Annotated in this window: 15 protein-coding genes; 10 read left to right on the forward strand and 5 right to left on the reverse strand. The window is 67.0% G+C overall.

From position 1 onward, the window contains the following. Positions 1-692 precede the first annotated feature (692 nt). From pgi to HMPREF3151_RS02205, 3 genes are read left to right on the forward strand one after another with little or no spacing between them, the layout of a single operon-like run. Complete coding sequence (pgi, locus tag HMPREF3151_RS02195; RefSeq protein WP_070473086.1) at positions 693-2,330, forward strand: glucose-6-phosphate isomerase; 1,638 nt, start codon at positions 693-695, stop codon at positions 2,328-2,330. After that, positions 2,330-3,817, forward strand: coding sequence for a glutamate-cysteine ligase family protein (locus tag HMPREF3151_RS02200; RefSeq protein WP_070472921.1), 1,488 nt, complete (start codon positions 2,330-2,332; stop codon positions 3,815-3,817). The genes pgi and HMPREF3151_RS02200 overlap by 1 nt, the downstream gene beginning before the upstream one ends. Positions 3,818-3,832: 15 nt before the next feature. Further along, on the forward strand, positions 3,833-4,462 hold the full coding sequence (locus tag HMPREF3151_RS02205; RefSeq protein ID WP_070472924.1) for a DedA family protein: 630 nt from the start codon (positions 3,833-3,835) through the stop codon (positions 4,460-4,462). A gap of 53 nt (positions 4,463-4,515) precedes the next feature. On the opposite strand, the gene HMPREF3151_RS02210 is transcribed toward HMPREF3151_RS02205, so the two are convergent. Next, positions 4,516-4,773: a hypothetical protein gene (locus HMPREF3151_RS02210; protein ID WP_083290128.1), complete on the reverse strand. Its 258-nt coding sequence runs from the start codon at positions 4,771-4,773 to the stop codon at positions 4,516-4,518. A 55-nt stretch (positions 4,774-4,828) separates the two neighbouring features. After that, positions 4,829-5,638 (reverse strand): DNA-formamidopyrimidine glycosylase family protein, encoded by an 810-nt coding sequence (locus HMPREF3151_RS02215; RefSeq protein ID WP_070472926.1) that lies wholly within the window; start codon positions 5,636-5,638, stop codon positions 4,829-4,831. A 10-nt stretch (positions 5,639-5,648) separates the two neighbouring features. Between HMPREF3151_RS02215 and HMPREF3151_RS02220 the strand changes: the two genes are divergently transcribed. Both HMPREF3151_RS02220 and HMPREF3151_RS02225 read left to right on the forward strand, forming a co-directional pair. Then, on the forward strand, positions 5,649-5,885 hold the full coding sequence (locus HMPREF3151_RS02220) for a hypothetical protein (RefSeq protein ID WP_141741276.1): 237 nt from the start codon (positions 5,649-5,651) through the stop codon (positions 5,883-5,885). A gap of 89 nt (positions 5,886-5,974) precedes the next feature. Next, a complete protein-coding gene (locus tag HMPREF3151_RS02225; protein WP_070472931.1) occupies positions 5,975-7,543 on the forward strand; it encodes an HNH endonuclease signature motif containing protein in 1,569 nt (522 codons plus the stop codon). 34 nt (positions 7,544-7,577) lie between these two features. Here the strand turns inward: HMPREF3151_RS02225 and HMPREF3151_RS02230 are convergent, their stop codons facing one another. Further along, a complete protein-coding gene (locus HMPREF3151_RS02230) occupies positions 7,578-12,212 on the reverse strand; it encodes an ATP-dependent helicase (protein WP_070472935.1) in 4,635 nt (1,544 codons plus the stop codon). A gap of 30 nt (positions 12,213-12,242) precedes the next feature. Between HMPREF3151_RS02230 and HMPREF3151_RS02235 the strand changes: the two genes are divergently transcribed. The 4 genes from HMPREF3151_RS02235 to HMPREF3151_RS02250 are packed head-to-tail and all read left to right on the forward strand — an operon-like array spanning position 12,243 to position 14,572. Continuing rightward, on the forward strand, positions 12,243-13,016 hold the full coding sequence (locus tag HMPREF3151_RS02235) for a 3'(2'),5'-bisphosphate nucleotidase CysQ (protein ID WP_070472938.1): 774 nt from the start codon (positions 12,243-12,245) through the stop codon (positions 13,014-13,016). Further along, on the forward strand, positions 13,013-13,810 hold the full coding sequence (locus tag HMPREF3151_RS02240) for a thymidylate synthase (RefSeq protein ID WP_070472940.1): 798 nt from the start codon (positions 13,013-13,015) through the stop codon (positions 13,808-13,810). Before HMPREF3151_RS02235 ends, HMPREF3151_RS02240 begins: the two co-directional genes overlap by 4 nt. Further along, positions 13,807-14,286 carry a dihydrofolate reductase gene (locus HMPREF3151_RS02245; protein WP_070472943.1) on the forward strand — a complete coding sequence of 160 codons (480 nt, stop codon included), beginning with the start codon at positions 13,807-13,809 and terminating at the stop codon, positions 14,284-14,286. The genes HMPREF3151_RS02240 and HMPREF3151_RS02245 overlap by 4 nt, the downstream gene beginning before the upstream one ends. Position 14,287: 1 nt before the next feature. Beyond that, positions 14,288-14,572, forward strand: a complete 285-nt coding sequence (locus HMPREF3151_RS02250; protein WP_070472946.1) for a mycoredoxin — start codon at positions 14,288-14,290, stop codon at positions 14,570-14,572. On the opposite strand, the gene HMPREF3151_RS02255 is transcribed toward HMPREF3151_RS02250, so the two are convergent. Beyond that, positions 14,573-15,991, reverse strand: a complete 1,419-nt coding sequence (locus HMPREF3151_RS02255; RefSeq protein WP_070472949.1) for a phytoene desaturase family protein — start codon at positions 15,989-15,991, stop codon at positions 14,573-14,575. Here HMPREF3151_RS02255 and HMPREF3151_RS02260 point away from each other — a divergent pair. Further along, positions 15,990-17,024: a hypothetical protein gene (locus HMPREF3151_RS02260; RefSeq protein WP_070472952.1), complete on the forward strand. Its 1,035-nt coding sequence runs from the start codon at positions 15,990-15,992 to the stop codon at positions 17,022-17,024. The two genes, HMPREF3151_RS02255 and HMPREF3151_RS02260, sit on opposite strands and share 2 nt — an antisense overlap. A 20-nt stretch (positions 17,025-17,044) precedes the next feature. Here the strand turns inward: HMPREF3151_RS02260 and HMPREF3151_RS02265 are convergent, their stop codons facing one another. After that, entirely contained in the window at positions 17,045-17,641 is a 597-nt protein-coding gene (locus HMPREF3151_RS02265; RefSeq protein WP_246815173.1) for a TetR/AcrR family transcriptional regulator, read from the reverse strand. Between the last annotated feature and the right edge of the window lie 40 nt (positions 17,642-17,681).

Here is a 17,681-nt window from a genome sequence, read left to right on the forward strand (position 1 = left end):
CCGCTCGCTTCACATCCGAGCTCTGCGTCACCGTCCACATGATCCGCACCTGGCGCGCCATGCATCAGACCAAAACTCCAGCGTAATCGCAGCACCATCTCAGTGTCCATGAGACAATAAACCCCCGCCAGCCCCACAGGCTGGCTGTCATTGTCCCCCGTCCACACCACCGTGGGCCTAATCCTAGGCATGAGAAACGCGTTCCCCGGTTCCGACAACCAGCAGCCCCAGAACCTCTACGCTGCACCTCAGCAGCGCGCGCAGCAGCCGGTCGCCCCGGCACAGACCGAATAGAAAAAGAAGGGTGGCTGCATGAGGTGGGGAGCAGCAGCACTCGGCCTCCTGATCATCATCGGCCTTGCCGGTTCCTGTGGCGGTGCAGGATGCGGCTGCGGTGCTGGGGCATTCGGTGCAGACGATGCTGGCCACCTACACGCATGTGATTGAGGGGGCTTTGGATCGTGTGCATGCTGGGATGCGGGATTATTGCGGGATCGCCGGTGTTGGAGGTTGTGCCTGATGTGGGGTGAGCTGCGTGTTTGCCCCGTTTTGGGGTAGGGCGTTGATTTTCACAATTGCCATGGGCGCCATTATCCACACTCCCCCGCTCCGCGGACGCACGCTGCGCGTTTTGGCTACCGTTGATCAAGGACAACCCAACCGCGAACTGGACTGCCACTTGGGAGGCTGACATGCACGACATCACGTCCACCGAAAGCTGGGGCAAGCTGGAGAAACTCCACGCGGAAAAGTCCCGCACCACCCTGCGGGATCTGTTCCGGGCGGATGCCGAGCGCGCGCAGCGCTACACGTTCGACGCGGCCGGGATTCGCGTGGATCTTTCCAAGAACTTGGTAGACGGAGACGTCGCAAAGCAATTGCTCACCTTGGCAGACGAGGCAGGCCTGAAGGACCGCATCGAAGCGATGTTCAGCGGCAAGCGCATCAACACCACCGAGGACCGCGCGGTGCTGCACACAGCGCTGCGTGCACCCGAGGACGCTGGGCTGGAGGTCGACGGCCAGAACGTCACCGCAGACGTGCACGCGGTGCTGAAGCAGATGCGCGAGTTCGCAACGAAACTGCGCAGCGGCGAGTGGGTGGGCCACACCGGTAAGACGATTTCCAAGGTGGTCAACATCGGCATCGGCGGCTCGGATCTGGGCCCCGCCATGGCCGCACAGGCGCTGCGCACCTACGCCACCGCTGGCATTACCGCCGAGTTCGTCTCCAACGTGGATCCGGCGGATATGACGCGCGTGCTGGGAGAGGTTAATGCCGAAGAAACGCTGTTTATCGTCGCGTCCAAGACGTTCACCACCCAGGAGACGCTGGCGAACGCGCACGCCGCGAAGCGCTGGCTGCTCGAGCAGTTCGACGGCGACGAGTCTGCGATTGCGAAGCACTTCGTGGCCGTGTCCACCAACGAGGAGAAGGTGTCCGAGTTCGGCATCGACACCGCGAACATGTTTCCGTTCTGGGACTGGGTAGGCGGGCGCTACTCCATGGATTCCGCGATCGGGCTCAGCCTCATGGCCGTGATCGGCCCGGAGGATTTCATGCGCATGCTCGACGGCTTCCACGCCATGGACCAGCACTTCCGTCTCACTCCGTTCGAGGAGAACGTGCCCGTGCTGATGGGGCTTTTGAACATTTGGTACCGCAACTTCCACAAGGCGCAAACACACGCGGTCCTGCCGTACTCGCAGGACCTCGCCCGCTTCCCCGCGTACCTGCAGCAGCTGACCATGGAGTCCAACGGCAAGCACACGCGTATCGACGGCGCAAGCGTTGACTACGACACCGGCGAGATCTACTTCGGTGAGCCGGGCACCAACGGCCAGCACGCATTTTTCCAGCTGATGCACCAGGGCACCACGCTCGTGCCGGCGGACTTCATCGGCTTTGCCAAGCCCCGGGCGGATCTGCCCACCGCCACCGGCGAGGGTTCCATGCACGACCTGCTCATGGGCAACTTCTTCGCGCAGACAAAGGTCATGGCATTCGGCAAAACCCAGCAAGAGATCGAGGCGGAGGGCGTGCCGCACTCGCTCGCCCCGCACAAGGTGATGCCGGGCAACCGCCCCACCACCACCATCTTGGCGGAGGAGCTCTCCCCGTTCAGCCTGGGCGCACTTATTGCGCTGTACGAGCACATCGTGTTCGTCGAAGCCGCGATCTGGGGCATCAACGCCTTCGACCAGTGGGGCGTGGAGCTGGGCAAGGCGCAGGCGAACGACCTCGCCGCCGCCGTCGCTGGTGAGGAGGCGCCGAACACCGGCGACTCTTCCACCGACAGCCTGATCACCTGGTACAGGGAGCACCGCTAATGGGCGACGCAGTTTCCTCGGAGACCTACACTCCGCGCCAGCGCACCACCTACCGGCGCCGGCTCGAAGACGAGCTGGAGCGCTTCGACCGCCACCTCCAGGGCGCGGATTTTGTGGACCACGGCACAATCGGCTTAGAGCTCGAGCTCAACCTGGTGGACAGCGATATGCAGCCGCATCCCAATAACCAGGCGGTGCTGGAGATACTTGGCGACGAGTACCAGTCCGAGATCGGCGCCTACAACGTGGAGATGAACCACCCGCCGCTGGGTATCGAAGGTGACGGGCTGGCGCGGTTGGCCGAGGGCGTGAAAGAGCGGCTTGCCACCGTACGCGACGCCGCAGAGAAGTCCGGCTCCCACCTAGCGATGATTGGCACCTTGCCGACGATGACCTCGCAGTTCCTGGACAGCGACGAATGGATGACCCAGGAAAACCGCTACGCCGGGCTGAACAACTCCATCCTCGAATCGCGCGGCGAGCTGGTGAAGATCGACCTGCGCCGCGACGAAAAGTACACCCACTACTTCGAAACCATCGCGCCTGAATCCACCTGCACCTCCATGCAGCTGCACCTGCAGGTGGCGCCGAACCGGTTCGCGGACGCGTGGAACGCCTCCCAGGCCATCGCGGGCGTGCAGGTGGCGCTGTCCGCCAACTCCCCACTGTTTATGGGGCACAAGGTGTGGCACGAGTCGCGCATCCCGGTGTTCAAGCAGGCCATCGACACCCGCACCAAGGAGCTGATCAACCAGGGCGTGCGCCCGCGCGTGTGGTTCGGCGAACGGTGGATCACCAGCGTGTTCGACCTGTTCGAGGAAAACGTGCGCTACTTCTCTCCCCTGCTGCCCGAAGGCCGCATGGCAGCCGGCGCGCCGTTCATGAACGGCGACAACCCCGGCCTGCACTACCTCAACCTGCACAACGGCACCATCTGGCGTTGGAACCGCGCCATCTACGACCCAGCCGGCGAGCTCAGCCACATCCGCGTGGAAAACCGCCTGCTGCCCGCAGGGCCCACCGTGAAGGACATCGTGGCGGACGCGGCCTTCTACTACGGGCTGGTCAAGGCGCTGGGCGACCAGACCCGGCCGGTGTGGTCGCGCCTGAGCTTCGAAGATGCCAACGACAACTTCCTGGCCGGAGCGAAAGACGGCATTCACGCTGAGCTCAAGTGGCCAACGCTGGGGACGGTGGCGGTGGCGGAGCTCGTCGAGAAGCATTTGCTCGAGCTCGCGCACGAGGGCCTGCGCACGCTGGATGTGGACGAGGCCTGCGCCGAAGAGTACCTCGGCGTGATCGAGGGGCGCGTGCGGGCGCGGCAAAACGGCGCGACGTGGCAGCTCGCCGCGCTCGAGCGCGTGGCCGGCGGGTCGAAGGCCCTGACCACGGAGCGTGCCGACGGACTCGCCCGAGTGTTACGCCAGTACATGAAAAATTCCCAGGCAGACGCGCCGGTGCATACTTGGACGCTCGAGGTTGAGTAGGGCAAGATAGGCCCAATGCAGAGCATCATCGACTGGATTGTGGGTCTCATGGAGACCCTCGGCGCACCCGGCGTCGGCATCGCGATCCTCTTGGAGAACCTCTTTCCGCCCATCCCGTCCGAGGTGGTGCTGCCGCTCGCCGGCTTCACCGTCGCGCAAGGGTCGCTGAACATGGTCAACGTGTTCATCTGGTCCGTGCTGGGCTCCGTCATCGGCGCATACGTGCTCTACGGCGTCGGCGTGTGGCTCGGCCTGGAGCGGCTGCGCAAGATCGCCGACTGGATGTGGCTCGTGCGCGCCTCCGATGTGGACGCCGCGATGAACTTCTTCACCAAGTACGGCAAGCCGAGCGTGTTCTTCGGCCGCCTCATCCCCGGCGTACGATCGTTGATCTCCATCCCCGCCGGCCTGGGCAAGATGAACCTGGTCACCTTCGGCCTGTGGACCACCCTCGGCTCCGGCATCTGGAACGCCATCCTGATCTACCTGGGCTTCGTCCTCGGCGACAACTGGGAGAAGGCCACCGAGTACGCCGACACCTACTCCAACGTGATCTACGTTGTGCTGCTGCTGATCATCCTGGGCTTTCTGGTGTTCTTTATCCGCCGTGCGGTGCGGGACAAAAACGCGGAGAAGTCAGCCTAAGAATTTTGCGGTTCAAAGCGGCCTGCCACAGATGTGGCGGCCGCTTTTTAGTTTTAGGAAACCCTCTCGCGTTTCGTCCAGTACTCAGCGAAGTCCGGGAGCTCCTCAGCCCGGAAATACCTGGAGTGCGTGACCTTCAAATCCTCAAGCGAAGGCGACCCGATCACCACAATCTCAACGTCAGGGTTGTCGTTGGATTGTTCTTCAGCGAGACGCTGCACAATCGCTTCACGAGAATCCTCGTATTCCGTGATGTCACGCTCGCCAGTTTTCCGGTTAAACACGATGAGGAAGTGCTTCATCTTCTTCACTCACTTTCAGTCTCAAAGCCCACAATTATTCCCCCTTGTCTCACCTCGGAATATATCAAGGCTCAGGCTGGCACTGCGGGCACCACCAAATAACCCGCTCCAGGTCGCCCTCTCCGCCGAGGAAGCCCTTGGTAATCAGCGTGCCGCACCGCCTGCACGGCTTGTTGTTGCGGCCGAACACGTAGCTCGTCTCCCCCGCCCGCTTGATCCCCGTGGTCACGCGGACGGGGGCGTCTTTATTCGCCCACATCAGTCTGCGCGCGAGGCGCACATGCTTCTCGACGTCCACGTCTCGCACCAATTCCGCTGGATGAGTACCAGCCAGGAAGTTGATTTCCGCGCGGTACTCGTTGCCGATGCCGGCGAGCTTGCGCTGGTCCAGCAGGGCGCGGCCGATCTCGCGGTCGGGCTCGGCTTCGATGCGTCTGACTGCCTCGTCGATGTCGAAGTCCGGGTCCAGCAGGTCCGGGCCGAGGTACCCCATCTCCTGGTGGTATTCCCTAGCTGGGAAGACGCGGACCAGCCCGAGCCAAAAACCGACGAGTTCGATGTCGGCCTTTGGTTCGTCGTGAAGCGAAAGCACCACGCGGGCGGCGTGAGCGGGCTTTTTCCACCTGGTGCCGGCGCGGTGCATGGCCCACGTGCCCTCCATTTTCAGGTGGGTGTGCAGGATTTGCGGCTGGTAGCCGTCTTTGGCGAACTGCATGAACAGGTGCTTGCCGTGCGGCCAGACGCGCTCGCAGGTCATGCCCGTGAAATCGACGGTGGCGTAGCGCGGGACGCGAATGCTGGTGGCTGTCACTTCGCGGTTTTGCATCCACTGCAGGCGCTTTGACAGCTGATAGACGGAATCACCTTCGGGCATAATGCCGTCTATGTTCCAATTTCTGCGCAAGATCTTCAACGCTGTCAACACTGGCCCGACGCCGGAAGAGTCGCTGGTGGGGTTCTTCCCTGACATGGACGCCGCAGTGGAGTGGGCGCGCGGGGTGCTCGCAGAGACCGGCACGGACCCCAAGGAGCAGTTTGTGCGCGCGGTGAAAGACGTGCGCGAGGCCAATCCTCGGCTTGGTCTTGCGGCGGCGAATCACCTGGTGAAGCAGATAGTTTAGAACTCGTGTTCTAATTTTAGATTGGCGTGTCGGAGGCGCTGTTACATTGACACCCAACACCCGCGAAATGTTGCGGAAAGGAGGGTGTCATGAACGGAATCGCCGAGCTCGTGGACCAGGTCGCCGACGGCCTGTCGCAGCTGCGCCAGCTTTTCGACGATCCTTCGGCCCTCCCCCTCGCCACCATCACCCGCGACATCGCGCGCCTCGAACGCGCGATGGACAAGAAGGCCTACGTGGACGCCGCCTTCGCGCAGGCGTGCGTGCTGGCGGACGCCGGAAAGCTGGTCGGCGCGAACCACCCGGACGCGTACCTGACCGAAAAGCTCGGCATCTCGCGCGGCGAGGCGTACAACCGCATCGCGCGGGCGAAGGCGCTTTTCGACGCTCCGCCCCCGCCGCCGGAGCCTGAAGACTTCTTCTTCGAAGAGGACGGAACTGAAGAGGACCGCTCGGCTGCCGAGGAGGCCGCGCGCAAGGCCGCCGAGGAGGAAGCGGAGCGCCGCCGCAAGGACCAGGAGGAGGCGCGCAAGCGTGCCGACGAGGTCCCGGCCGCCAAGCAGGACATCATCCGCCGCGAGCTGGACAAGCTACTCAAGGCGGCCGAGGGCGAGCGGATGCGCATCTACGCTCGCGCGATGGAGCAGGCCAAGTACCGCGACGAGAAGGACCTGCGGCTGTTTGTGAAGCGCCTGGTCGCCGAGGCGAACAAGCCCTTCGTGAAGGCAAACCCGAACGCGGGTTTTGAAAAGCGCGACGCCTCGCTGGGCAGGGAGAACACCGACGGCACCTTCGACGTGACGCTGTCGATGACCCGCGCAGATTACGCGCTCTACAAGGCACTCACCGACAAGGGGTTGTCGCCGAACTCCAACATCCCGGAGGAGCTCCAGGGCGACCGGGACCCGCGCACCAAGGGCCAGCGCCGCTACGACCAGTACATGTCCATCCTGCGCCAGTACGAGGAGGGCCAGCAGGCCGCGAACGGCGGCGCCGCGTCGGTGGTGGTGTCCATCACGCTCGACGACCTCGCCGAGGCCGACGCCAACACCTTGTTCCAAACCAACGTCGGTGTGGAGCTCGACGCCTTCGACCTGGTTCGGCTGGGCATGGACGGCACGAGTGATTTCCTGCTCACCGTCGACGGGCTTTCCGGGGTGCCGCTGCACCTGGGCCGGTCGCGGAGGCTTGCGTCGGTCGGCCAGCGCATCGCCATGTTCGCGGTGCAAGGGGTGTGCTCCTGGGCCGGCTGCACGACCTCCATGAGCGAGTGCGAGGCCCACCACATCATCTCCTGGCTGCGGTATGGCGCGACCGACATTGAGAACCTCACCGGCCTGTGCCCCACCCACCACAGATGCAACAACGACCACAGGGACGGCTCGTTCAACAAGGGCTACATGGACTACGACCCCGACACCGGCGGCGCCGTCCTAGTCAAAGCCGACGGCACCCGCCACACCAACACCACGGACCCCGCGATGCACTCGGCGGTGAACCGGATCAAGGCGAAACGGGCCTCAACGTCGGCGCCGCCACCTGCGGAAACGCACTGGCCCACCTCCCCACCGCCTCCGCCATCGGGGCGCGCGGGTCACGCCGCCAAGCCAAACCACCGGCCTAATAGACCTGGTCACCGCATGCCGATGCGGCCCTAAAAGGCATGCGCCGCACCGTGAATTAATCGCCGACTTAATCGTCGAAGGTGAGGCCTTCGGCGGGCCCTTCGCTGCCTTCGAGCTCCCCCAGCGCCTCCGCCACGCTGCGCCCGCGCCGCTTCGGGGGTGCCGAGGCACGCCCGCCGATCTTCGCGCCCTTGTGGGTCGCCGTCGCCCCGTATTCCTTCAGCGAATAGGCCGGCCCGCCGTTGAGCTTCTCCACGGCCAGCGGCTGCATCCGGCCGGCCCGCACCGCGGCGGTAAGGGCGCCGACAACCAGCGGCATCGGGTCGCCCACCCCATCAGGAAACGTATCGAAGAAGGTGGTCATGGTCTTGCCGCCGCGGGTGACGTGGGCGGCCAAGAGCCCGTCGACAAGCACCACCATCGCACCCGCCGAGCGGGTCGGGCCCTGCGCCGGCCACGGCAGCGCCGCCCCGTACGGGTTCGCCGGGTCGGTCGCGGCCAGCACGTGCACGTGCGGCTCCCGGGCACCGGAGGGCCAGCCGACCACGTCGTCGGAGTCCTGGTGGCCGCGCAGCCGGTCGATCGTCGCCGGGGTGGAAAACTGCGAGGCGCCAAGTCCCTCCACGAGGTAGCCGCGCATCGCCTTGCCGGACGCCTCGAACCCTGACAGCGTCTTGTAGGCGAGCGCGAACCCGCCGAGGATGTCCTCGGCGACCACGGAGCCGCGGGTGACCACCCCGTAGCGGTCTAAAAGCGACTCGCCCAAAGCCACCGACCGGCGGGTCGCGTCGTCGTCAGGCGTAGGCGTCAGCGACCACCGCCCCACCATGTCCGGCGGCACACTCGCCGCGAACGAGGTGCGCCCCGAGCGCACCCTGCTTCTCGACGGCCTCCGTCTCGCCCTGTGCGCCGCCTTGCCGCCGGCGAGCCGCGCCCGGATCGGCGCGAACGAGTCGGGGGCCAAAAACCCGGCCTCGACCAGGTCCCACATGGCCTCGCGCAGCTCCTCGGTGGTGGTGGTCGGCTCGAGCAGGTCGGTGAACAGGAACCCGCCGCCGCGGCGCACCTTCTCCATCACCTGGGACTGGGTGAGCGACAGCAGCGGCTCGTCCACCTGCGGGGCGAGCTGGGCGGCGTAGTCCGCGGGCAGCAGCATGATCCACGGGTCGCGGGCGCCCGCCTTGCCGGCGCCGACGATGGCGATCTCGCCGGAGGCGGTGAGCTCGTCGAGCATCACCGGCGAGTAGTCCCCCACCCGGGCCGGCAGGATGTGGGACTCCCACGCGCTGGCCGGCAGCCGCACCCCGGCGAGCTGCTCCAGCACCGAATACACACCGTCCGCCCCGCGCAGCGCCGGGGTCACCCCCACCGGGGCGACGTTCGACCACGCCGGCAAGAAACGTCCATAAGCCGACTGCGACACCGGCCGGGTCTGGGCCCGCGCCGCCGCCAGCGAGCGGGACCGGATGATGCGCAGCACCTCGGCCGCGACGTATTTCTCTTCCTCGACGCCCTGCCGGTAGCGGCCCGGGATGACCTTGTCCTTGTCCACCAGCGGCTGCAGCGCCGAATGCGCCGCGCCGACCGCCAGGCCGAAGGCGTCGGCCAAGTCGCGCAGCGTAAAGGGCCCTCGAGTGCGCACCCAGCGGCCCACCAGCTGCGCCAGCGCGTCGGGGATGGTTTGCACCTGGGCGGCGACGCCGGGCGGGACGGGCACGCCGAGGCCGTCGCGAAGCAGCGGGGCGTCGAGGACTTGGGCGACGTGCTCGCGGCCGCCGATGCGCACCCGCATCATCCGCGCCCCCAGGGCCTGCTCCAAGGACTCGAGGGGAACTTCGGTGTGGAGGCGGAGCTCGTCGATAGGCACGGGCCCCACGATGCGAAGGGTGTCGGCGAACTGCTCGCTCGTCGAAGCGCGCCCCAACCGGCGCAGCGAGGCGTCCACTTCCGCGATGATGTCGCCGTCCAACAGTTCCCGCAGCTCAACGGTGCCGAGCAGCTTGGCCAACAGCGACGGGTCCAGCGAGAGCGCCGCCGCGCGCTTCTCCGCCAGCGGGGTGTCGCCCTCGTACATGAACGCGCCGGTGTAGTTGAACAGCAGCGAGGACGCGAAGGGGCTGGGCTGGTCCGTGGTCACCTCGGCGATGCGCACCCGGCGCGTGTTCATATCCCGCATGACCTCCTGCAACGCCGGGAGATCATAGACGTCCTGGAGGCACTCGCGCACCGTCTCCAAGATGATGGGAAACGACGGATAGTTGCGGGCCACATCCAAGAGCTGCTCCGCCCTTTGGCGCTGCTGCCACAACGGCGCGCGCTTGCCGGGGTTGCGGCGCGGCAGCAGCAGGGCGCGGGCGGCACACTCGCGGAACCGGGAGGCGAACAGGGCGGAGTTTCCCACCTGTTCGGTGACGATGTCGGCGATCTCGTCGGCGTCGAATTGGAAGATCGCCCCGTCCGGCTCTTTTTCGCCTTGCGGCAGGCGAAGCACGATGCCGTCGTCGCCCGCGACCGCCTGGGCGTCCATGCCGGTCTCCTGCGCGACCCGCCACCCGGTCGCCAGCGCCCACGCCGCGTTGACGCCCTTGCCGAAGGGGGTGTGCAGCACCACGCGCCAGTCCCCCAGCTCGTCGGTGAAGCGCTCGAGCACCAGCGTTTTCTCGTCCGGCAGGATGCCGGTGGCCTCCTCCTGCTCGTTGAGGTATTGCAGCAGGTTGGCCCGCGCCCGCTCATCCAGGCTTTGATCCAAGGAGCTTTTTGCTTCTCGACGAAACGCGCCCAGCGCCTTGCCCAGCTCATAGGGTCGGCCCAGCCCGTCGCCGGTCCAGAACGGCAGGCGGCCGGTGTGGCCCGGCGCGGGGCTGACCTGGACCTGGTCGCGGGTGATGTTTTCGACGCGCCAGCTGGAGGCGCCGAGGGTGAACACGTCGCCGACGCGGGACTCGTAGACCATTTCTTCGTCCAACTCGCCGACGCGGCGGGGCGCCTTGTCATCCGCGCCAACCAAAAACACGCCGAACATCCCGCGGTCCGGGATGGTGCCGGCGTTGGCCACCGCGACCCGCTGGGCGCCGGGGCGGGCCTTGAGGGTGGTGCCCTCCAAAATTGCGCGAGGCCGCAACTCGGCGAAATCCGTGGACGGGTAGATGCCGATGACCAGGTCGATCACCGAGTCGAACACCTCGCGCGCCAGGTCCCTGTAGGGCCAGGCGCGGCGCACCGTGTCGTACCACTCGTCGACATCCAGGTCCTCCACCGCCACCGCCGCCACGGTCTGCTGCGCCAGTACGTCCAAGGGGCTGCGCGGGGTGTGCAGCTCCTCGATGAGCCCCTCGCGCATCCGCGGCACCGTCACCGCGGTTTGCACCAGGTCGGAGCGGTGCTTCGGGTAGAAGGTGCCCTCGGAGACCGCGCCGACGGTGTGCCCGGCGCGGCCCACGCGCTGCAGCCCGGAGGCGACCGAGGGTGGCGACTCCACCTGGATGACCAGGTCCACCGCGCCCATGTCGATGCCCAGCTCCAGCGAGGAGGTGGACACCACCGCGCGCAGGGTGCCCTCCTTGAGCATGGTTTCGGTCTGGGCGCGCTCGTCCTTGCTCACGCTGCCGTGGTGGGCGCGGGCGATCACGTTCGCGGCGTGGCCGGCGGTGTCCACCGACTTCATCAGCTGCGCCGGCGGGCGCCGCGTCAGCGCAGCGAGCGCCTCCGGGTCGTGCTCCTTGGCCCAGAGCTCGTTGAGCTGGCTGGTCAGCCGCTCGGCGGTGCGGCGCGAGTTCACGAACACGATGGTGGAGCGGTGCGCCATCACCTCGTCGTACACCGCACGCTCGATGTGGGGCCAGATGGAGTTCACGGCGCCCGGCGGCGCTGCAGGCTCAGCTTCGTCCAGCGCGTCGTCGAAGACCGCGTCCCCGATGGTGGAGGCGTCCTCGGGCACGGGCAGGTCGGACATGTCGTCCACTGGCACCCGCACGTCGAGATGCCAGCGCTTCTCCGCGGGCGGGTTGATGATGGTGGTCTTGGGCCCCAAAAAGTTGGCCACCGCCTCGATCGGGCGCACCGTGGCGGATAGGCCGATGCGCTGGAAGTCCCCCGCCAGCCGCCGCAGCCGCTCCAGTGAGAGCGCAAGGTGCACGCCGCGCTTCGTGCCGGCCAGGGCGTGGATCTCGTCCACAATGACCGTGTCCACCGTCTTCAAGATGCCCGCCGCCTTCGAGGTGAGCATGAGATACAGCGACTCCGGCGTGGTGATCAAAATGTCCGGGGGTTTTCGCACCTGCCGGTTGCGCTCGGACTGCGGGGTGTCGCCCGAGCGCACCCCGACCGAGATGTCGGGCATGTCGCGGCCCAGCTTCTGCGCCACCCGCGCGATGCCGGCCAGCGGCGCGCGCAGGTTGTTCTCCACGTCCACGCCCAGTGCTTTGAGGGGCGAGATGTAGAGGACTCGCACGCCGCCGTGGGTGGAGGCGGACGCGCCGTCGATAGGCAGGGCCTGCTGCCCGGCGCGCTCCACCAACGAGTTGAGCGACCACATAAACGCCGCCAGCGTCTTACCGGAGCCCGTGGGCGCGACCACCAGCGCGTTTTCGCCGTCGGAGATCGCACGCCACGCCTGCTCCTGCACCGCGGTCGGCGCAGCGAAGACGTCCCCGAACCACTGGGCCACCTGCGGGTGGAAGCGGCTGAGGATCGGCGCGTTCATCACGCCAACCTTAGCGGTAGAGTCGGGTGCATGACTGCTCAGTACTCGGATTCCCGGCTGACCAACCTCATCGCCGAGGGCACCGGCGAGATCCTCAAAGGCGTGCGCGGCGTGGGCCTGTTGCGGGGCCGCGAGCTCGGCGAGGCGGGCGACGAGCTCGCCCAAAGCTGGATCTCCAGGGTGCTTTCGCAGCACAGGCCTGACGACGGCTTCCTGTCGGAGGAGGCCGCCGACAACCAGGACCGCCTGTCGAAGGACAGGGTCTGGATCGTCGACCCCCTCGACGGCACGAAGGAGTTCGCCACCGGCCGCCAGGACTGGGCGGTGCACGTCGCACTCGTGGAGGACGGGGTGCCCACCCACGCCGCGGTGGGCCTGCCGGATTTGGGTGTCGTGTTCAAGTCCTCCGACGTCCGCCACGTCTCCGGGCCGTTCGCGGGCAAGGTGGCAATGTCGAGGAACAGGCCCCCGGCCGTCGCGAAGCATGTCGCCCAAGCCTTGGACTTTGAGGTGCAACCCGTGGGCTCGGCGGGCGCGAAGGCGATGCACGTGCTGCTGGGCGACTACGACGCCTACGTCCACGCCGGCGGCCAGTACGAGTGGGACCAGGCCGCGCCCGTGGGTGTCGCGCTCGCGGCGGGGCTGCACGCCTCGCGCCTCGACGGCACCCCGCTGCGCTACAACAACGCGGACACCTACATCCCCGATATTGTGATCTGCCGGCCCGAACTTGCCGACGACATTCTGGACGCCGCCGCCCGCTACCACGACGAGCACGGCACCTTTGAAGGAGTAGCCAAGTGATTTCCACCCCGTACGAGGACCTGCTGCGCGACGTGCTGGAAAACGGCGCCGAGAAGGGCGACCGCACCGGCACCGGCACCCGCAGCGTGTTCGGCCGCCAGATCCGCTACGACCTTTCCGAGTCCTTTCCCCTGCTGACCACCAAGAAGGTCTACTTCAAGGGCGTCGTCGGCGAGCTGCTGTGGTTCTTGCGCGGCGATTCCAACGTGCGCTGGCTGCAGGACAACGGGGTGCGCATCTGGAACGAGTGGGCCGACGAAAATGGCGAGCTCGGCCCCGTCTACGGCGTGCAGTGGCGCTCCTGGCCCACCCCGGACGGCGGGCACATCGACCAGATCGAGGAGGTCCTGCGCACCCTGCGCGAGAACCCCGATTCGCGCCGCAACCTGGTCTCCGCGTGGAACGTCGCCGAGCTGGACAAGATGGCGCTTATGCCGTGCCACCTGCTGTTCCAGCTCTACGTCGCCGACGGCCGCTTGAGTATGCAGGTGTACCAGCGCAGCGCCGACATGTTCCTCGGCGTGCCGTTCAACATCGCCTCCTACGCGCTGTTGACCCACATGTTCGCCCAGCAGGCGGGCCTCGAGGTCGGCGAGCTGATCTGGACGGGCGGCGACTGCCACATCTACAACAACCACCTCGACCAGGTGCGCGAACAGCTCTCCCGCGACGCCCGCGAGTACCCGCAGCTGAAGCTGCGCAAGGCCGCGTCGATCTTCGACTACGACTTCGACGACATCGAGGTTGTGGGCTACGACCCGCACCCCACCATCAAGGCGGAGGTGTCCGTATGACCTTGGGCGCAATCTGGGCCCAAAGCCTCGACGGCATCATCGGCGACGGCGCCGGCATGCCCTGGCACCTGCCCGAGGACCTCAAGCACTTCAAGGAGACCACCCTGGGCAGCCCCATCATCATGGGGCGACGCACCTGGGAGTCGCTGCCCGTTCGCCCGCTGCCGGGCCGCAAAAACATCGTGCTGTCCTCGCGCGAGGCCGACGAGTGGTCGGACGGCGCCTCCGTGTGCCGCGACATCCCGGACCTGGAGTCGGACGCGTGGATCCTCGGCGGCGCCCAGGTCTACGAGGCCACCCTCGACGAGGTGGATGTCATCGAGCGCACACTTATCGACGTCCATCCGGACCTCCCCGCAAACAAAGCCGTCCACGCGCCCCGCATCGACGACGCCTTCGAGCTGGTCCGCGACGGCGAGTGGCAGACCTCCACCACCGGCCTGCGCTACAAGTTCCAACGTTTTGAAAGGGTTTGACATGACCGTTGCTACGCCCAATACCTCCTCGCACGTGACCATCTTCGCCGCGGACTGGTGCCCGTTCTGCCGCAAGCTGCGCGAGCGCCTCGACCGCACCGAAACCCCCTACGACCTGGTAGACGTCGACGCCGACGGCATGGACGAGGTCAACGCCTGGATCGAGTCCGTCAACGACGGCAACCGCATCGTGCCCACCGTGCTGTATTCCGACGGCACCCACGCCACCAACCCGGAGGCCTCCGCGGTGCGCGCGAAGCTGCGCGAGCTCACCGGCGATAAGTAGTTAACCTCCGAAGTCCCGCATTGCGGCCTCGGCGGCCCACCACCCCGGCATGCCGTGCACCCCGGCCCCGGGGGCGGTCGAGGACGAGGCCATGTACAGCCCCTTGCGCAGCCGGTGCGGCTGGCGCAGAAGGAGCTGCGCCCCGTCCATGGCGCCCCCGGCGATGTCGCCGCCGACGAGGTTGGGGTTCCACGCCTCCAGCTCGTGCGGGGGCGTTTCGATCTTTTCCCGGACCACCCCGCGGAAGCCGGGCGCGAACCGCTCGATCTGCTTGGCGATCTTCTCCGCCACCTCGCCGGGGTGGCGCTCCCGGTGGCCGTGCGGGACGTGGGCGTAGGTCCACAGCACCAGCCCGCGGGAGGGGTCGGCGGCGTACTGCTGCGCCGCCATCACAAACGGCCGCTCGGGCATGACGCCGCGGGCCACTTGCCTTTCGGCCCGCACGATCTCGTCCGCGGTGCCGCCGACGTGCACCGTCGCGGCCTGTCCCACCCTGGCATCGGCCCACGGCACCGGGGCATCCAGCAGGAAGTCCACCTTGTGCACCCCCGGACCGTAGCGCCACCGACGCATGGACCGGGTGCGGCGGGTAGGCAGCGACGTGCCGTCGAGAGGCAGCACCTGCTTCGCCGTGAGGTTGAGGATTACGGCGTCCGCCTCGGGGAGCGCGCGGACCTCCTCGCCGCGGCGCACCTGACCGCCGTGCTCCTCGACGATCCTGGCTAAAGCGGCCGTGACCGCGCCCGAACCGCCTTCCGCCACCGGCCACCCGCGCGTCATGCCGAGCGCCCCGAAGAGCAGGCCGAACGCTCCGGTAAACGGCCGCCCCGGCGAGGTGATTGCGTGCGTCGCGCTGCCGGCGAACAAGGCGCGGGCCTCCTCGGTGCGAAACGCGGCCCGCCCGAGCGCGGTGGCCGGCCACAGCCCGCGCGCGCCGAACCGCGCCAGCGCAAATGGATGGCGGGGCACACGCGGCATCGGCGCCAGCACGTCCTCGAGGAGGTCGTCCACGTGCTCCACCACAGGCCTATGCAGCCGCTCCCACGCCCCGCCATCGACACCGAGGCCCGCCACTGTGCCCTCCAGCGTGCCCGCCAGCACCGCGGCGCCGCTGCCCAGCGGGTGCGCCATCTCGTACGGCGCGCGCAGCCAGCGCACCCCGTAGTCCTCCAGCCGCAGCGCGAGGAAGGCCGGGCTGGCGGCCCCGAAGGGGTGGCAGGCGGCGCCGAGGTCGACCAGCGTGGCGTCGTCAAGCTTTTGTGTCGACGCCGCACCCCCGACCTCGCCCGAGCGCTCGAGCACCCGCACCCGCCACCCGCTTCGAGCGAGGCGCGCGGCGGCCGTGAGCCCGTTGGGCCCGGCGCCGACGACAACTGCCAAAGGTTTCACCGTGCCGATGGTAGCTAGACTGCTGCCCATGAACGCGAAACAGATTGGTTGGGCACTTCACTGGGTCGTGCGCATGGTGGCGTTTGGGCTGCTCATGCCGTACGCGGTTTTCAAACTTGGGCTGATGCAGATGAGCAAGCCGGACTTCCCAGAGCTGCTGATCACCCTCGGCGAGAAGTCTCCGATGGGGCTTTTGTGGACCTTCATGGGCTTCTCCCCCGTCGTGCAGTTCCTCGCCGGTCTGGCCGAATTCGTCGCCGCCATCTTGCTGCTGTGGCGGCGCACCGCGTGGCTCGGCGGGCTGATCGGCTTTATCGATCTTGCCGTGGTGTGGCTATTGAACATGACCTTCGACGTGCCCGTGAAGCTCCCCTCGGCGTTCCAGGCGCTTTTGTACCTGCTGGTGCTGGCGCCGTGGCTGCCGCGCCTGTTCCGCTTCCTCGCCGGACGCGCGGCTGAGGCCGTGGAGCCGCCGCGCGTGATCACCAACGACAAGGTCCACCGCGTGACCCGCTTCTTCCCTGCCGTGGCCGCGGTGGTCGCGCTCGGCGCGGGCGGGTTCGTGATGGCCAACGGTATCCCGAAAGCTCTCGACCGCGAGGGCACCGAGCTGTCCGGCGTGTACTCGGTCGCCGGCGGCGACATCGAGCCCGCGCCTGCACTCGCGGATGACCGCCGCTGGTCCGAGATCGCGTTCGGCTCCTTCGACGGCTTCGAGGCCGGCAACTTCTACCGGGTCGAGGGCGAAACCCCCGACGGCGAGTTCCACGGACTCGCTGCTTTGCGACGAGCCTCCGGCGACCTCCACGAAGGCTTCTACACCCTTGACGGCGACCGCGTGACCATCCAGCTCACCGCCCCCATGACCGACGACGGCGTCAACGCCGCCCCGCGCGGCCCCATCGAGGAAACGCTGGAGTTCACCTGGCGCGCTGACGGGGATGCGCTCGAGCTTTCGCCTATCGACGGCACCGCCGACGCCTTCGAGCTGACCCCCTCCAAGCTCGGCACCACCCTGCTGGACCGGCCGTTCACGTGGGTTTCCCCGCCGTTCAACCGGTAATTGGGGCGGGTAGTTACCCCTCAAGACAAAAGCGCCGAGATGCCCTCGGAGAGGATCTCACGTGGGCTGATGTGGTGCGCCGCATGGAGGCGCGCATAGGTCGGGGCCTGCTCAGGGTCGATGGCAACGCGCTTTTCGTCGGGCGCGATGGGAGCGGTCAGGGCGGCGCCGATCACTAGGTTTGATAACCGGTAGGAAGTTCCCAACGGATCCGGAGCGCCCGCTCGCTCGAGCAGCACGCACATACGCTCGGAAAGCGCCAAGTACGCAGGACCCCTGGGTGCCCGCATTCCGATGACTTGGCCTGCCCATCGGTGGGCCGTGAGATGCGAGAAGAAATCTTGCATCAGGGTAGACAGGTCGGCGTTGCGGATCGATTCGTTCATCACCGGATCGTCTGCAAGCGCTGTGTCGAGGGCGAGGTCAAACAGGTCGTCGACTGATTCAACGCGGGAATACAAGCTGGCTGGAGCGACCCCCACCTGCTGCGCCACAGCCCTGAGGGTGAGGGCTCTCAATCCGCCTTCATCCAGCAGTCTCACCGAGGCCCTCGCAATCTCCGCGATGTCCACGGCGCGGTGGCGTTGCACAGGTTTTCGGTGTTCCCAGTAGCTCACCCCACCAGGCTAACCAAACATTTCCGCAGCAACTATCCGT

It is taken from the genome of Corynebacterium sp. HMSC05H05 (genome assembly GCF_001807265.1).
Classification (GTDB): domain Bacteria; phylum Actinomycetota; class Actinomycetes; order Mycobacteriales; family Mycobacteriaceae; genus Corynebacterium.

Bases quoted from the DNA above. Each gene is read 5' to 3' on its own strand.
- pgi (WP_070473086.1), top strand. From the start codon at position 693: ATGCACGACATCACGTCCACCGAAAGCTGGGGCAAGCTGGAGAAACTC.
- HMPREF3151_RS02200 (WP_070472921.1), top strand. From the start codon at position 2,330: ATGGGCGACGCAGTTTCCTCGGAGACCTACACTCCGCGCCAGCGCACC.
- HMPREF3151_RS02205 (WP_070472924.1), top strand. From the start codon at position 3,833: ATGCAGAGCATCATCGACTGGATTGTGGGTCTCATGGAGACCCTCGGC.
- HMPREF3151_RS02215 (WP_070472926.1), bottom strand. From the start codon at position 5,638: ATGCCCGAAGGTGATTCCGTCTATCAGCTGTCAAAGCGCCTGCAGTGG.
- HMPREF3151_RS02220 (WP_141741276.1), top strand. From the start codon at position 5,649: ATGTTCCAATTTCTGCGCAAGATCTTCAACGCTGTCAACACTGGCCCG.
- HMPREF3151_RS02225 (WP_070472931.1), top strand. From the start codon at position 5,975: ATGAACGGAATCGCCGAGCTCGTGGACCAGGTCGCCGACGGCCTGTCG.
- HMPREF3151_RS02230 (WP_070472935.1), bottom strand. From the start codon at position 12,212: ATGAACGCGCCGATCCTCAGCCGCTTCCACCCGCAGGTGGCCCAGTGG.
- HMPREF3151_RS02235 (WP_070472938.1), top strand. From the start codon at position 12,243: ATGACTGCTCAGTACTCGGATTCCCGGCTGACCAACCTCATCGCCGAG.
- HMPREF3151_RS02245 (WP_070472943.1), top strand. From the start codon at position 13,807: ATGACCTTGGGCGCAATCTGGGCCCAAAGCCTCGACGGCATCATCGGC.
- HMPREF3151_RS02250 (WP_070472946.1), top strand. From the start codon at position 14,288: ATGACCGTTGCTACGCCCAATACCTCCTCGCACGTGACCATCTTCGCC.
- HMPREF3151_RS02260 (WP_070472952.1), top strand. From the start codon at position 15,990: ATGAACGCGAAACAGATTGGTTGGGCACTTCACTGGGTCGTGCGCATG.
- HMPREF3151_RS02255 (WP_070472949.1), bottom strand. From the start codon at position 15,991: ATGGGCAGCAGTCTAGCTACCATCGGCACGGTGAAACCTTTGGCAGTT.